The following is a 14,959-nucleotide window of genomic DNA, read 5'->3' as shown; positions in this document are numbered from 1 at the left end:
AAATGAGTGTGTTTTATCCGTTAATTCAGGCGCTGGTGCTATTTGCCGTTGCGCCATTGCTGTCCGGTATTACTCGCGTGGCGCGCGCCCGTCTACACAATCGCCGAGGGCCGGGTGTGTTGCAGGAGTACCGCGACATTATCAAACTGCTCGGTCGTCAGAGTATTGCGCCCGCGGATTCCGGCTGGGTTTTTCGCCTGACGCCGTTTGTGATGGTCGGCGTGATGCTGACTATCGCCACCGCGCTGCCGGTCGTCACCGTTGGATCTCCGTTGCCGCAACTGGGTGATTTAATCACCCTGATTTACCTGTTCGCCATCGCGCGCTTCTTCTTCTCTATTGCAGGCCTGGATACCGGCAGCCCGTTCACCGCGATCGGCGCCAGCCGTGAAGCGATGCTCGGCGTGCTGGTGGAGCCGATTCTGCTGCTGGGTCTGTGGGTCGCCGCGCAGGTGGCGGGTTCAACTCATATCAGCAATATCGCCGACACCATTTATCACTGGCCTGTCGCGCGCAGTATTCCGCTGATTCTGGCGCTGTGCGCCTGCGCCTTCGCCACCTTTATCGAAATGGGCAAGCTGCCGTTCGACCTGGCGGAAGCGGAGCAGGAGTTGCAGGAAGGGCCGTTGACCGAATACAGCGGTAGCGGCTTTGCGGTGCTGAAATGGGGCATCAGCCTGAAACAACTGGTGGTGCTGCAAATGTTCGTCGGCGTGTTTCTGCCGTGGGGACAAATGGAAACCTTCAGCGCAGGCGGACTGTTGCTGGCGCTGGTGATTGCCGTCGTCAAGCTGATTGTCGGCGTACTGGTGATCGCCCTGTTTGAAAACAGCATGGCGCGACTGCGTTTTTGCGCCACTTCACGCGTGACCTGGGCCGGTTTTGGGTTTGCGTTTTTAGCCTTCGTCTCCTTGCTGGCGGCGTGATTTAAGAGAGTTTGAGCATGTCTGAAGAAAAATTAGGTCAACAATACCTTGCGGCGCTGCACCAGGCGTTTCCGGGCGTAGTGCTGGACGAAGCCTGGCAGACCAAAGATCAGCTGACTATTACGGTGAAAGTAAACTATCTGCCGGAAGTGGTGGAGTTTCTTTACTACCAGCAGGGTGGGTGGCTGTCGGTGCTGTTCGGTAATGACGAACGCCAGTTGTGCGGCCACTATGCCGTTTATTACGTGCTGTCGATGGAGCAGGGCACGAAGTGCTGGATTACCGTCCGCGTTGAAGTGGATGCCAATAAGCTGGAATTCCCATCCGTTACGCCGCGCGTGCCGGCTGCCGTGTGGGGTGAGCGCGAAGTACGCGACATGTACGGTTTAATCCCGGTCGGTCTGCCGGACGAGCGCCGTCTGGTGCTGCCGGACGACTGGCCGGATGAACTCTATCCGCTGCGTAAAGACAGCATGGATTATCGTCAGCGCCCGGCGCCGACCACCGATGCGGAAACCTACGAGTTCATTAACGAGCTGGGTGACAAGAAAAATAACGTGGTGCCGATTGGCCCGCTGCATGTCACCTCCGATGAACCGGGCCACTTCCGTCTGTTCGTCGATGGTGAAAACATTATCGACGCCGACTACCGCCTGTTCTACGTCCACCGTGGTATGGAAAAACTGGCGGAAACCCGCATGGGTTATAACGAAGTCACCTTCCTGTCGGATCGCGTGTGTGGTATCTGCGGCTTCGCCCACAGCACCGCCTACACCACTTCCGTGGAAAACGCGATGGGCATTCAGGTGCCGGAACGTGCGCAGATGATCCGCGCTATTCTGCTGGAAGTGGAACGCCTGCACTCGCATCTGCTCAACCTTGGCCTGGCCTGTCACTTCACCGGCTTTGACTCCGGCTTTATGCAGTTCTTCCGCGTGCGTGAAACCTCCATGAAAATGGCGGAGATACTGACCGGGGCGCGCAAAACTTACGGACTGAACCTGATCGGCGGGATTCGCCGCGATCTGCTCAAAGAGGACATGATCCAGACCCGTCAACTGGCGCAGCAGATGCGTCGTGACGTGCAGGAGCTGGTGGACATGCTGCTGAGCACGCCGAATATGGAACAGCGTACCGTGGGTATCGGTCGTCTGGACCCGGAAATTGCCCGCGACTTCAGTAATGTCGGCCCGATGGTGCGCGCCAGCGGTCACGCCCGCGACACCCGCGCCGACCACCCGTTTGTCGGTTACGGTCTGCTGCCGATGGAAGTACATAGCGAGCAGGGCTGCGATGTGATTTCTCGTCTGAAAGTCCGTATCAACGAAGTTTACACCTCGCTGAATATGATCGATTTCGGTCTGGATAATCTACCGGGCGGCCCGCTGATGGTGGAAGGCTTTACCTATATTCCGCACCGTTTTGCGCTCGGCTTTGCCGAAGCGCCGCGTGGCGATGATATCCACTGGAGCATGACCGGCGACAACCAAAAGCTGTACCGCTGGCGCTGTCGTGCGGCGACCTACGCCAACTGGCCGACGCTGCGCTATATGCTGCGCGGCAACACCGTCTCCGATGCGCCGCTGATTATCGGCAGCCTCGACCCTTGCTACTCCTGTACCGACCGGATGACCGTGGTCGATGTGCGTAAGAAGAAGAGCAAAGTCGTGCCGTACAAAGAACTTGAGCGCTACAGCATTGAGCGTAAAAACTCGCCGCTGAAATAAGGAATCGCCATGTTTACCTTTATCAAAAAAGTTATCAAAACCGGCACGGCGACCTCGTCTTATCCGCTGGAGCCGATTGCGGTTGATAAAAACTTCCGCGGCAAGCCGGAACATAATCCGCAGCAGTGCATCGGCTGCGCCGCCTGCGTTAATGCCTGCCCGTCGAACGCGCTGACGGTGGAAACCGATCTTGCGACCAATGAGCTGGCGTGGCAATTCAATCTTGGCCGCTGCATCTTCTGCGGCCGCTGCGAAGAGGTGTGCCCGACGGCGGCGATCAAACTGTCGCAAGAGTACGAACTGGCAGTGTGGAAGAAAGAAGACTTCCTGCAACAGTCCCGCTTTGCGCTGTGCAATTGCCGCGTGTGCAATCGTCCTTTCGCCGTACAGAAAGAGATTGACTACGCCATTGCGCTGCTTGCGCACAACGGCGACAGCCGCGCGGAAAACCACCGCGAAAGCTTTGAGACCTGCCCGGACTGTAAGCGTCAGAAATGCCTGGTGCCGTCCGACCGTATTGAACTGACTCGCCATATGAAAGAGGTCAGCTAATGAGCAATTTATTAGGCCCGCGTGACGCCAACGGCATTCCGGTACCGATGACGGTGGATGAATCCATCGCCAGCATGAAGGCGTCTCTACTGAAAAATATTAAGCGTTCGGCATACGTTTACCGCGTGGACTGCGGCGGCTGTAACGGCTGTGAAATCGAAATCTTTGCGACGCTTTCGCCGCTGTTTGATGCCGAGCGTTTCGGTATCAAAGTGGTACCGTCGCCGCGTCATGCCGATATTCTGCTGTTTACCGGCGCGGTGACCCGCGCCATGCGCTCTCCGGCGCTGCGCGCCTGGCAGTCGGCGCCGGACCCGAAAATCTGTATCTCTTACGGCGCCTGCGGCAACAGCGGCGGCATCTTCCATGATCTGTACTGCGTCTGGGGCGGTACGGATAAAATCGTACCGGTGGATGTGTACATTCCGGGGTGCCCGCCAACGCCTGCCGCCACGCTGTACGGATTTGCAATGGCGCTTGGCCTGCTGGAGCAGAAAATCCACGCCCGCGCGCCGGGTGAGCTGGACGATCAGCCCGCAGAGATCCTGCATCCGGATATGGTGCAGCCGCTGCGCGTGAAGGTGGATCGCGCGGCGCGCCGGCTGGCGGGTTATCGCTATGGTCGTCAGATCGCCGATGATTACCTGACACAGTTGGGGCAGGGCGAGCAGCAAGTGGCGCGTTGGCTGGAAGCGGAAAACGATCCGCGTTTAACCGAAATTGTCACCCATCTCAATCATGTTGTTGAAGAGGCGCGTATCCGATGAGCGAACAGGTGGTGTTCAGTCAACTGAGCCGTAAGTTTATTGATGAGAACGATGCGACGCCTGCCGAGGCGCAGCAGGTTGTCTATTACAGCCTGGCGATTGGTCACCACCTGGGGGTTATCGATTGTCTGGAGGCCGCGCTCACCTGCCCATGGGATGAGTATCTGGCGTGGATCGCCACCCTGGAAGCCGGTAGCGATGCCCGGCGTAAAATGGAAGGCGTGCCGAAGTATGGCGAGATCGTCATCGATTTCAACCATGTGCAAATGCTGGCGCGCGCGTTTGATGAGGCGCGCGCCGCGCAGACCCCGCAGCAGGAAGAATGGAGCAAACTGATGCTCAGTATGCTGCATGACATTCATCAGGAAAGCGCCATCTACCTGATGGTGAGGAGGCTTCGTGACTGACGTTTTACTCTGTGTCGGCAACAGCATGATGGGCGACGACGGCGCAGGCCCGTTACTGGCGGAAATGTGCGCGGCGCAGCCGAAGGGCAACTGGGTTGTCATCGATGGCGGCAGCGCGCCGGAAAACGACATTGTGGCGATTCGCGAACTGCGCCCGCAGCGTCTGTTGATTGTCGACGCCACCGATATGGGACTTAATCCGGGCGAGATCCGCATTATCGATCCGGATGATATCGCCGAAATGTTTATGATGACCACCCACAATATGCCGCTCAACTACCTGGTCGATCAGCTCAAAGAGGATGTCGGCGAGGTGATTTTTGTTGGTATCCAGCCGGATATCGTCGGGTTTTATTATCCGATGACTCAACCGATTAAGGACGCGGTAAACACTGTCTATCAGCGCCTGGAAGGCTGGCAGGGAAACGGCGGATTTGCCGCGCTGGAAGCGCCGGAGGCGTAAAATGCGTACCCATTGGACGGATTTGTGTTCCCCGGCATAGGCGGTAAGAAGAACGTGAAGGTTATCGTATGGAGCGGACTGCTATTTTTCTGCATCGCCGCGCGCGCACTGGCCACCGGTTTTGTCGGTTACCTGCCGATGAGCGACGGTGAATATGCGCAAAAGCGTGCGCTGAAGCCGCTGTTGACCCTGCCTTATTCTGTATCGCCCGACCAGACCTGGCATTTTCGCCAGGTCGGAGTCAGTGGCGTGACGCTACTGCCGGAGCCGAAAAAAGATAACGAATGGCGGATTAGCGGAAAAGACAGAGCCGGTAATTCGTGGGTTGTCCCGGTGGGAATGCTGATTAATTTGGCGGGTAATGCGCAATTTTATCGTGCTGACCTCGATCGTAACGGCATTCAGGACCTGGTTATCTGGTTGGGCAATCCTGGGTTGGGCCTGGCGCCGAGCGCGCAATACATCATTTTCACCTTTCTCAAGAATGGCCGCCCCTGCGTCTTTGAACCGTGGGGGTTTTATACCGCGACCGATACTGGCGTCGATGATTTGCTTGATTTACAGGGCAATGGGCGCACGCAACTGTTGGATATGCAGTTTGACTCAGGCTACTGGATAACCAATTTATATCAGGTGAAGGACGCCCGCTGGCAGCGCGTACACGGCTGGTTTGGCCGGTTGAGTTATCCGGCGCTGACCCGTTTTAATCACTATCCTGGCCGTAAATTAATTATCAAACCTATTGCCGGAAGGAATCCGCAAACGGACGATCTTTCCCTTACGCAGCGCTGTTTAATACGCGGTAACGTATTGCCAGGCGTTAATCAGGATTGATGTCAGTTGCGGTGCAGAGTTGACTGGCTATCACTGCAAATCTTGACCACCACTGGCGACATTACGTGTCATCGACACTTGTGACGATGACACGTAAATGCTCACGAAAATAGAAATAATATTCTTAAATAACAATGAAATAAAAATTGGCACGATTCGTGTATATATCGGCACATCATCTGTTATTGCTGGAGAATTTGATGAACCGTTTCATCATTGCAGACGCGAGTAAGTGCATTGGTTGCCGTACCTGTGAAGTGGCTTGCGTCGTATCCCATCAGGAAAATCAGGATTGCGCATCGCTGACCCCTGAAACCTTTTTACCTCGTATCCATGTCATCAAAGGCGTGAATGTTTCCACGGCAACGCTGTGTCGCCAGTGTGAAGACGCGCCGTGCGCCAACGTTTGCCCGAATGGCGCCATCAGCCGTGACAAAGGCTTTGTTCATGTGATGCAGGAACGCTGCATTGGCTGTAAAACTTGCGTAGTGGCATGTCCTTACGGCGCCATGGAAGTGGTGGTACGTCCGGTGGTTCGCAATAGCGGCGCGGGGCTGAACGTGCGTGCCGAAAAAGCCGAAGCCAACAAGTGCGATCTGTGTCACCACCGTGAAGCCGGTCCGGCCTGTATGGCCGCTTGCCCAACGCACGCCCTCATCTGCGTGGACCGCAATAAGCTCGAACAGCTAAGCGCGGAAAAACGCCGTCGTGCGGCGCTGGATTCAACGGCATCGCTGCTTTTCTGATTTCTGCGATTGCGCGTAGAATACGCCACAAAGCATTGCCGGATGGCGGCATCAATGCCTTATCCGGTCTACGGTCCGTGCGGTTGTAGGCCTGATAAGCGTCGCGCCATCAGGCATCCGGGTTCGATGATGGCGGGAAAATAAGATGGCGATAGACACACCTTCCGGCGTACAGCTACGCATTCGGGGCAAAGTACAGGGCGTCGGTTTTCGTCCTTTTGTCTGGCAGCTGGCGCAGCAGTTGCGATTACACGGCGACGTGTGTAATGACGGCGACGGCGTCGTCGTTCGGCTGCTGGAAGATCCGTCGCAATTTATTGCCGCGCTCTATCAGGATTGCCCGCCGCTGGCGCGCATTGACAGCGTTGAACACGCGTCGTTGGTATGGGAGCGCGCACCGACGGATTTCACCATTCGTCAGAGCGCAGGCGGTTCGATGAACACGCAAATCGTGCCGGATGCGGCGACCTGCCCGGCATGTCTTGCCGAGATGAATACCCCAGGCGAGCGGCGCTACCGTTATCCTTTCATCAATTGCACCCACTGCGGACCACGCTTCACCATTATTCGCGCTATGCCCTATGACCGGCCATTTACGGTGATGGCGGCGTTTCCCTTGTGTCCGGAATGCGACAGCGAATACCGCGATCCGTACGATCGCCGTTTTCATGCCCAGCCCGTTGCCTGTCCGTCATGCGGGCCGCATCTTGAGTGGCTGAGCCAACATGAACGAGCGGAAAAAGAGGCGGCTTTGCAGGCGGCGGTCGCCCAACTGAACGCCGGAGGCATTATTGCCGTTAAAGGGCTGGGTGGTTTTCATCTGGCCTGCGATGCGCGCAACGCTAACGCAGTGGCGATGCTGCGGGCGCGTAAACATCGTCCGGCGAAACCATTGGCGGTGATGTTGCCCACGGCGCAAACGCTGCCGACCGCGGCGCGTTCGCTGCTGACCACGCCAGCGGCCCCGATTGTACTGGTGGATAAGCAGTATGTACCTTCGCTGAGTGAGGGCATCGCGCCAGGACTTACGGAGGTGGGTGTGATGCTGCCAGCCAACCCATTGCAACACCTCTTGTTGCAGGAGCTCAATTACCCGCTGGTGATGACATCCGGCAACCTGAGCGGCAAACCGCCCGCCATCACCAACGAACAGGCGCTGGACGATTTACACGATATTGCCGATGGTTTTCTGTTGCACAATCGCGACATTGTACAGCGCATGGACGACTCTGTCGTACGCGACAGCGGCGAAATGCTGCGTCGTTCGCGGGGATACGTGCCGGACGCGATTGCGTTGCCGCCCGGATTTCGCGATGTGCCGCCGATGCTTTGTCTGGGCGCGGATCTGAAAAACACGTTCTGTCTGGTACGCGGCGAACAGGCGGTTGTCAGCCAACATTTAGGCGATCTCAGCGATGACGGTATCCAGGCGCAGTGGCGCGAGGCATTGCGTTTGATCCAGTCAATCTACGATTTTACGCCAGAGCGTATCGTCTGTGATGCGCATCCGGGCTATGTTTCCAGTCAGTGGGCCAGTGAGATGCGTCTGCCGACAGAGACGGTGTTACACCATCATGCCCATGCGGCGGCTTGCCTGGCCGAGCATGGTTGGCCGCTGGACGGCGGAGAGGTGATTGCCCTGACGGTAGACGGTATCGGCATGGGTGAGAATGGCGCGCTATGGGGCGGAGAATGTTTGCGGGTCAATTATCGCGAATGCGAACATTTAGGCGGTTTACCCGCCGTGGCGCTGCCGGGAGGCGATCTGGCTGCCAAACAGCCGTGGCGTAATCTGTTGGCGCAGTGCCTGCGCTTTGTGCCGGACTGGCTGGATTACCCGGAGACAGCGGGGCTGCAACAGCAAAACTGGAGTGTCCTGGCGCGCGCCATTGAGCGCGGCGTCAATGCCCCGTTGGCCTCTTCCTGCGGGCGGTTGTTCGACGCGGTGGCTGCCGCGCTTCGCTGCGCGCCAGCATCGCTTAGCTATGAGGGTGAGGCCGCCTGCGCGCTGGAGGCGCTGGCCTCTCAATGCGCTAACGTTGAGCATCCGGTAACGATGCCGCTTAACGGCGCTCAACTGGACGTCGCCGTTTTCTGGCGGCAATGGTTGAACTGGCAGGCCACGCCCGCGCAACGCGCCTGGGCTTTTCATGATGCGCTGGCGTGCGGGTTTGCCACGCTAATGCGCCAGCAGGCTACGGCGCGGGGGATAACCACTCTGGTCTTCAGCGGCGGGGTGATACACAACCGCTTACTGCGCGCGCGTCTTGCCTTTTATCTTTCTGATTTTAAATTGTTATTTCCGCAGCGGTTACCGGCGGGCGACGGCGGACTGTCGTTTGGACAGGGCGTGATTGCCGCAGCGCGAGCATTAAGGGAAGTGTAGGGCACCGGATGGCGGCTGCGCCTTATCCGGCGTGTAAACAGATGCTCATTCTTAGGCCGGATAAGACGCGAAGCGGCGCCATCCGGCATCACAGGCTTATACGGGCAACGTTTTCAGCAGTGCAAAGGCCTCTTTCATGCGGTCTTCACTCACCACAAAGGCGCGTAGTTGGCCTTCTCCGCTCATGCCTTTGGCAATCATACCGTCAGATTCTGCGGTAATCTGCCAGCTCAAATCGCGGCGCTGAGTTTCTCCCGCCAGATGCAGCGGCAGTTCCGGCGTTTTGACTTTGACCAGCATCGCCGGTAGCTTCAGGGGCGCGTTGCCACCAAGTAGAGTTTTCGCCAGGTACATCGCGCTTAACTGGATCGGTTGCAGGAAGGGCAGCACCTGACCGTTGATCTCCGCGCAATCGCCGATCGCATAAATATCCGGGTGACTGGTCTGTAGATAGCTATCCACGCAGACGCCGCGGTTGACGACTACCCCAGCGCGGCGCGCCAGAGCGGTTTCCGGGCGTAAGCCGGTGGCGGCAATCACCGCATCGACCTCAATACTACGCTGGCTTGCCAGCGTAGCGCGGATACCGGCTTCGATTTTCTCCAGTTTTTGCAACTGCGATTTCAGCAGCAGATGCACCCCCATATCGGTCAGGTGATGCTGTAAGCGACTGCTCACTTCCGGTGGCATCAGTGAGGCGAGAAGGCTGGCGGCGTTATCCATCAGCGTTACCGTTTTCCCGGCGCGGCAGAAATCCATCGCTAATTCACTGCCAATGAGACCGCCGCCGACAATCAGCACTCGCTGCGCGTCGCGCAGTTGTGTCTCACAGGCTCGGTACTCCTGCTGGCTATTCAAAGTAAGCATTAACTCACGTCCTGCAATCGGCGGCACAAAGGCTGTCGCCCCGGTCGCCAGTACCAGCTTGTCGTACTGCCACTGCTTATCCTGACTTTTCACCACATGGGCATCGGCATCAATGTCAGCAACCCAGGTATGCGGGAACAGTCGCAGATTAAACTGTTCAGCAAATTCCCCCGCTAACTGGCGGGTGAGATCATCGGCGCGCTGCGACTGGCTGATAACGTGGCTGAGATCGGGCTTGTTGTACTCATCCATGCTGTCCGCCGCAATCAGGGTTAACGGCACATGCGCATCTTGTTTACGGATATTTTTGACGAGCTGGCGGGCGGCGAAGCCCGACCCAATAATGATGATTCCCCGACTCATTTTGCCTCCGTCGCCAGTACGTCGAACACGTCTTTACCTAATGAACATTCCGGGCACAGGAAGTTATCCGGCACGTCGCTCCACGGCGTACCCGGCGCGACATCCTGCAACGGCTCGCCCAGCGCAGGGTCGTAAATCCACTGGCATACGCTGCATTGCATTTTAGGACCGAGGTCTGCGGCGGCGCAGGTTGTGGTTTCTTCGGCTGGCGTGGTTTTCTGTGTGGTTTCCGGCAGCGGAGCAAGCGCCCACTGACGCGCGATGTCGCGACCGTGCTGACGGCACAGCTCCAGCGCATCCAGATCCGGACGCCATTTCGCTTTCAGACTCAGGGACATTTCAAAACCGGCATCCTGTAAGCGCGTGGACAGTCGATCCACCGCGCCGCCGCTCCAGCCATGAGAACCGAAGGCGCTGGCGCGTTTGTTGCGAAAGCGCAGGCCGGTCATCTCTTCCACCAGACCAGCGATTTTCGGCATCATCACGTTGTTCATGGTAGAAGTGCCGACCAGCACGCCTTTCGAACGGAAGACGTTGGTCAATATTTCATTTTTATCGCTGCGGGCGACGTTAAAGATTTTGACCGCCACGTTGGGGTCCACTTCGTTGATACCCTGCGCGATGGCATCCGCCATCATGCGAGTATTGTTCGACATGGTATCGTAGAAAATAGTGATACGATCTTCCTGATAATCTGCCGCCCATTTCAGATACAGTTCCACGATTTGCGTTGGGTTGTCGCGCCATACCACGCCGTGTGAGGTGGCAATCATATCCACCGGCAGGTTGAAGCCGAGGATTTCGGTAATTTTTGGCGTTACCAGACGGCTGAACGGCGTCAGGATATTGGCGTAGTAGCGCTGGCATTGTTCAAACAGTTCGGTTTGGTCCACTTCATCATTGAACAGGCGCTCGTCGCAGTAGTGCTGACCAAAGGCGTCGTTGCTGAATAACACCGCGTCGCCGGTCATATAGGTCATCATGCTGTCCGGCCAGTGCAGCATCGGCGTTTCCACGAAGATCAACTGCTTGCCGTTGCCGATATCCAGCGTATCGCCGGTTTTCACCACCTTAAAATTCCATTCCGGATGATGGTGATGGCCGTTGATAGAATCAATGGCGTTGGCGGTACAGTAGATAGGCGTGTCCGGGATCTGCGCCATCAGTTCGGTCAGCGCGCCTGCATGGTCTTCCTCGGCATGGTTAATGATGATGTAGTCGATATCCGCGAGGTCGATTTCACTGCGCAGATTTTGCACAAACTCACGGCTAAACTTATGATCCACAGTATCGATCAGCACATTCTTTTCTTCACGAATGAGATAGCTGTTATAGCTGCTGCCACGCAGCGTTTTGTATTCAGTGCCGTGAAAATCACGTACTTCCCAGTCGCGTTGGCCAACCCAATGAATATTATTTTTAACCAGAATAGACATAACCACCTCAATTCATTCAACGTTTACAAAAAGTTGTTTTGCTTATTGCAGGTAGTGTGCCAACTTTTTATATTATTGATTTATATATATTTATGATGATTTGTATTTTTGATATAGTCAAAAAGACTATAAATGATGCTGTCAATATGACACTATAGGTTGTCAAAATGACAATGAGGTAACCATGAGTTTTTCCGTGGAGGTATTGGCGGGCATCGCCATTGAGTTACAACGCGGCATTGGGCATCAGGATCGTTTTCAGCGGCTGATTACTACGCTGCGTCAGGTGCTGGCGTGCGACGCCTCGGCGCTGTTGCGCTATGAATCACGACAATTTATTCCACTGGCGATTGATGGCCTGGCGCAGGACGTCCTCGGCAGACGTTTTACCCTGGAAGGGCATCCGCGCCTGGAAGCCATCGCCCGCGCGGGGGACGTGGTGCGTTTTCCGGCTGATAGCGATTTACCCGATCCGTATGACGGGTTAATTCCCGGACAGGAAAGCCTGAAAGTCCACGCCTGTGTTGGTCTGCCGCTGTTTGCCGGACAGAACCTCATCGGTGCGCTGACCCTTGATGCTATGACGCCGGAGCAGTTCGAGGTATTTAGCGATGAAGAGCTACGGCTTGTCGCCGCGTTGGCCGCCGGGGCATTGAGTAATGCGCTGTTAATTGAACAACTGGAAAGCCAGAACATGCTGCCGGGGTCGTCAGGCGTGTTTGAACCGATAAAAGAGACGCACATGATCGGCCTGTCGCCGGCGATGACGCAGTTGAAAAAAGAGATCGAGATTGTGGCGGGCTCCGATCTTAACGTGCTGATCGGCGGTGAAACGGGGACCGGTAAAGAGCTGGTGGCGAAAGCTATTCACCAGGGCTCTCCCAGAGCGGTCAATCCGCTGGTCTATCTCAACTGCGCCGCGCTGCCGGAAAGCGTGGCGGAGAGCGAGTTGTTTGGTCATGTAAAAGGGGCTTTTACCGGGGCTATCAGTAATCGTAGCGGTAAGTTTGAAATGGCGGATAACGGCACGCTGTTTCTGGATGAGATTGGCGAACTGTCGCTGGCGCTACAGGCCAAGCTACTTCGCGTGTTGCAGTATGGCGATATTCAGCGCGTCGGCGACGATCGTAGCCTGCGCGTGGATGTGCGGGTGTTGGCGGCGACCAACCGTGACCTGCGTGAAGAGGTGCTGGCGGGGCGTTTTCGCGCCGATCTGTTCCATCGCCTGAGCGTTTTCCCGCTCTTTGTGCCGCCGCTGCGCGAGCGCGGCGATGATGTGGTGCTGCTGGCGGGCTATTTTTGCGAGCAGTGCCGACTGCGGCTGGGGCTGTCCCGCGTGGTGCTGAGTCCCGGCGCGCGCCGCCATTTGCTCAACTATGGCTGGCCGGGCAACGTCCGGGAGCTGGAACATGCCATTCACCGTGCGGTTGTACTGGCGAGAGCGACCCGGGCAGGGGATGAGGTGATACTGGAGGCGCAGCATTTTGCCTTGTCAGAGGACGTTTTACCCGCGCCGCCTGCGGAAAGCTTTCTGGCGCTGCCGACTTGCCGCAATTTGCGCGAATCGACGGAGAACTTCCAGCGAGAGATGATTCGCCAGGCGCTGGCGCAAAATAATCACAACTGGGCGGCCAGCGCGCGGGCGCTGGAAACCGACGTCGCCAACCTGCACCGGCTGGCGAAGCGTCTGGGACTGAAGGATTAGATAATCCCCGCCTGGTAGAAATCCTGTAGGTTAATGGCGCCGGTGAGTTTGCCGTTTTCATCGACCACTGGCGCGGCGGTAATTTTGCGCTTCATCAGGAGCTCTTTGGCGTCAATGGCGCGGCTTTGCGCCTGGAGCGTAATACCGTTGGGCGTCATGGCTTCGCTTACCGGCGTGGTGAGCGCGCCGCCGCCCACCAGCCAGCGGCGCAGGTCGCCGTCGGTAAAGACGCCTTTCACAACATGTTGCTCATCGCAAACCGCCACCAGCCCCAGCCCGGTACGGCTAAGTTCCAGCATGGCATCCATCACGCTGGTGGCGAGCATCACCTGCGGTATTGCATCGCCCTGGCGCATCAGGTGATGCACATTATTGAGCAAACGCGCGCCCAGTGCGCCAGCCGGATGCGAACGGGCGAAATCTTCTTCGTTAAAACCGCGCGCCTGCATGACCGCCATCGCCAGCGCATCGCCCATCATCAGCGTATTGACGGTACTGGATGTCGGCGCCAGATGCATCGGACAGGCTTCACGCTCGACGGAAATATCCAGAACGGCTTTTGCCGCTCGCCCCAGCGGAGAGTGAGGTTTACCGGTCATCGCCAGCAGCGCGACGGATTTATCTTCCAGACGCGGGATGATGAGGTCGAGTTCTTTTGCGCCGCCGGAATAGGAGATAAATAACATCACGTCGCGGCTTTCAATCATCCCCAGATCGCCATGCAATGCTTCCGCCGGATGAACAAAAAAAGCGGGAGTACCGGTACTGGCAAGCGTCGCGGCGATTTTTTTACCAATATGACCTGACTTGCCAATGCCGGAAACGATCACTTTGCCTTCACAGTGAATAATGATATTGGCGGCGCGGACAAAATCATCGCCCAGACGCTCCGGCAGACGGCTGGCTTCCTGTAGCTCCAGCATTAAGGTCTGACGGCCCGCGTTTAGTAGTGCATCACTCATTGCTTTCTCCGGTTATGATTACTTCAATCCCTTTTGCTTCCAGCGCCTGACGAAATGCCGGATCGATCCCCGCGTCCGTGATCAGTTTGTCGACGGTTTCCAGACTGCACACCACATTGGGGCTTTTACGACCAAATTTTGAGGAGTCCGCCATCAGAATCACCTCGCGTGCTGCATTGCACATTGCGTTACTGACGGTGTAAACCTCATTGAACGTGGTCACACCGACATTCAGGTCAATACCGTCAGTTCCCATGAACAGTTTATCAAAGCTGAATTGCTCAAAGGCGTTTTCCGCCAGTTGACCGTGAAACGACGCCGATTTTTTACGGAAGGTGCCGCCGGGCATCAGGATAGTTTGTTCGTTGTCCAGTTCCGATAGCGCGTTAACAATATGGAGGCTGTTGGTCATCACCGTGATGTTGCTAAAACGCGAAAGCAACGGCACCATCTGTAACACGGTACTTCCGGCGTCCAGAATAATGGAATCGCCATCATGGATATATTTCACAGCGGCTGCGGCTATCAGCGCTTTTTTGTGGGTGTTGATAAGCGTTTTGTGATCAATAGGCGGATCGGACTCTTCTTTATTCAACACCACGCCGCCATAGGTGCGGATGACGGTTCCGGCATTTTCCAGAATGACCAGATCTTTACGGATAGTGGTGCCTGTCGTGTCAAAGTACTGGGCCAGTTCTTCAACCGAGCATTTTCCCTGTTTTTGCAGGTGCTCCAGAATCGCGGCCTGACGCTGACGAGGTTTCATAGGCGTGATTACCCTGACTTATGTATTTACCCGTCATACTTCACGCTGCATG

At 56.5% G+C, this 14,959-nt stretch carries 14 protein-coding genes; 10 read left to right on the top strand and 4 right to left on the bottom strand.

Annotated features, from left to right (window positions below; all coding sequences use genetic code 11):
* Nucleotides 1-2 precede the first annotated feature (2 nt).
* The 9 genes from ABVN36_RS03910 (at nt 3) to hypF (ending at nt 8,808) form a co-directional block, all read left to right on the top strand.
* Nucleotides 3-926, top strand: a complete 924-nt coding sequence (locus ABVN36_RS03910; protein WP_000110563.1) for a respiratory chain complex I subunit 1 family protein — start codon at nt 3-5, stop codon at nt 924-926.
* 17 nt (nt 927-943) lie between these two features.
* Complete coding sequence (gene hycE / locus ABVN36_RS03905; RefSeq protein ID WP_001288155.1) at nt 944-2,653, top strand: formate hydrogenlyase subunit HycE; 1,710 nt, start codon at nt 944-946, stop codon at nt 2,651-2,653.
* A 9-nt stretch (nt 2,654-2,662) separates the two neighbouring features.
* Nucleotides 2,663-3,205, top strand: a complete 543-nt coding sequence (gene hycF / locus ABVN36_RS03900) for a formate hydrogenlyase subunit HycF (protein WP_000493767.1) — start codon at nt 2,663-2,665, stop codon at nt 3,203-3,205.
* Nucleotides 3,205-3,972 (top strand): formate hydrogenlyase subunit HycG, encoded by a 768-nt coding sequence (gene hycG, locus ABVN36_RS03895; RefSeq protein ID WP_000067419.1) that lies wholly within the window; start codon nt 3,205-3,207, stop codon nt 3,970-3,972. Before hycF ends, hycG begins: the two co-directional genes overlap by 1 nt.
* Nucleotides 3,969-4,379, top strand: coding sequence for a formate hydrogenlyase maturation HycH family protein (locus tag ABVN36_RS03890; RefSeq protein ID WP_023138959.1), 411 nt, complete (start codon nt 3,969-3,971; stop codon nt 4,377-4,379). The genes hycG and ABVN36_RS03890 overlap by 4 nt, the downstream gene beginning before the upstream one ends.
* On the top strand, nt 4,372-4,842 hold the full coding sequence (gene hycI, locus ABVN36_RS03885; RefSeq protein WP_000132987.1) for a hydrogenase maturation peptidase HycI: 471 nt from the start codon (nt 4,372-4,374) through the stop codon (nt 4,840-4,842). The genes ABVN36_RS03890 and hycI overlap by 8 nt, the downstream gene beginning before the upstream one ends.
* 24 nt (nt 4,843-4,866) lie before the next feature.
* Nucleotides 4,867-5,676, top strand: a complete 810-nt coding sequence (locus tag ABVN36_RS03880; protein WP_001747661.1) for a hypothetical protein — start codon at nt 4,867-4,869, stop codon at nt 5,674-5,676.
* Nucleotides 5,677-5,876: 200 nt separating this feature from the next.
* The gene (hydN, locus tag ABVN36_RS03875; RefSeq protein WP_001078791.1) at nt 5,877-6,422 is read left to right on the top strand and encodes an electron transport protein HydN; all 546 of its coding nucleotides are present in this window, start codon (nt 5,877-5,879) and stop codon (nt 6,420-6,422) included.
* A 145-nt stretch (nt 6,423-6,567) separates the two neighbouring features.
* Nucleotides 6,568-8,808, top strand: coding sequence for a carbamoyltransferase HypF (hypF, locus tag ABVN36_RS03870; protein WP_023138958.1), 2,241 nt, complete (start codon nt 6,568-6,570; stop codon nt 8,806-8,808).
* 96 nt (nt 8,809-8,904) lie between these two features.
* On the opposite strand, the gene norW is transcribed toward hypF, so the two are convergent.
* Nucleotides 8,905-10,038, bottom strand: coding sequence for an NADH:flavorubredoxin reductase NorW (gene norW, locus ABVN36_RS03865; protein WP_023138957.1), 1,134 nt, complete (start codon nt 10,036-10,038; stop codon nt 8,905-8,907).
* Nucleotides 10,035-11,474 (bottom strand): anaerobic nitric oxide reductase flavorubredoxin, encoded by a 1,440-nt coding sequence (gene norV, locus ABVN36_RS03860; RefSeq protein ID WP_001527986.1) that lies wholly within the window; start codon nt 11,472-11,474, stop codon nt 10,035-10,037. The genes norW and norV overlap by 4 nt, the downstream gene beginning before the upstream one ends.
* A gap of 184 nt (nt 11,475-11,658) precedes the next feature.
* Between norV and norR the strand changes: the two genes are divergently transcribed.
* On the top strand, nt 11,659-13,179 hold the full coding sequence (norR, locus tag ABVN36_RS03855) for a nitric oxide reductase transcriptional regulator NorR (RefSeq protein ID WP_000010814.1): 1,521 nt from the start codon (nt 11,659-11,661) through the stop codon (nt 13,177-13,179).
* Here norR and gutQ read toward each other — a convergent pair.
* Both gutQ and srlR read right to left on the bottom strand, forming a co-directional pair.
* Complete coding sequence (gene gutQ / locus ABVN36_RS03850) at nt 13,176-14,141, bottom strand: arabinose-5-phosphate isomerase GutQ (RefSeq protein ID WP_001278206.1); 966 nt, start codon at nt 14,139-14,141, stop codon at nt 13,176-13,178. The genes norR and gutQ overlap by 4 nt on opposite strands.
* On the bottom strand, nt 14,134-14,907 hold the full coding sequence (srlR, locus tag ABVN36_RS03845) for a glucitol operon DNA-binding transcriptional repressor SrlR (protein WP_000804536.1): 774 nt from the start codon (nt 14,905-14,907) through the stop codon (nt 14,134-14,136). The genes gutQ and srlR overlap by 8 nt, the downstream gene beginning before the upstream one ends.
* Between the last annotated feature and the right edge of the window lie 52 nt (nt 14,908-14,959).

Source organism: Salmonella sp. SJTUF15581, from assembly GCF_043356775.1.
In the GTDB taxonomy this organism is placed as follows: Bacteria; Pseudomonadota; Gammaproteobacteria; order Enterobacterales; family Enterobacteriaceae; genus Salmonella; species Salmonella enterica.
The sequence above is the reverse complement of the archived record's forward strand: the minus strand, read 5'-3'. Positions and strand labels throughout refer to the sequence as shown.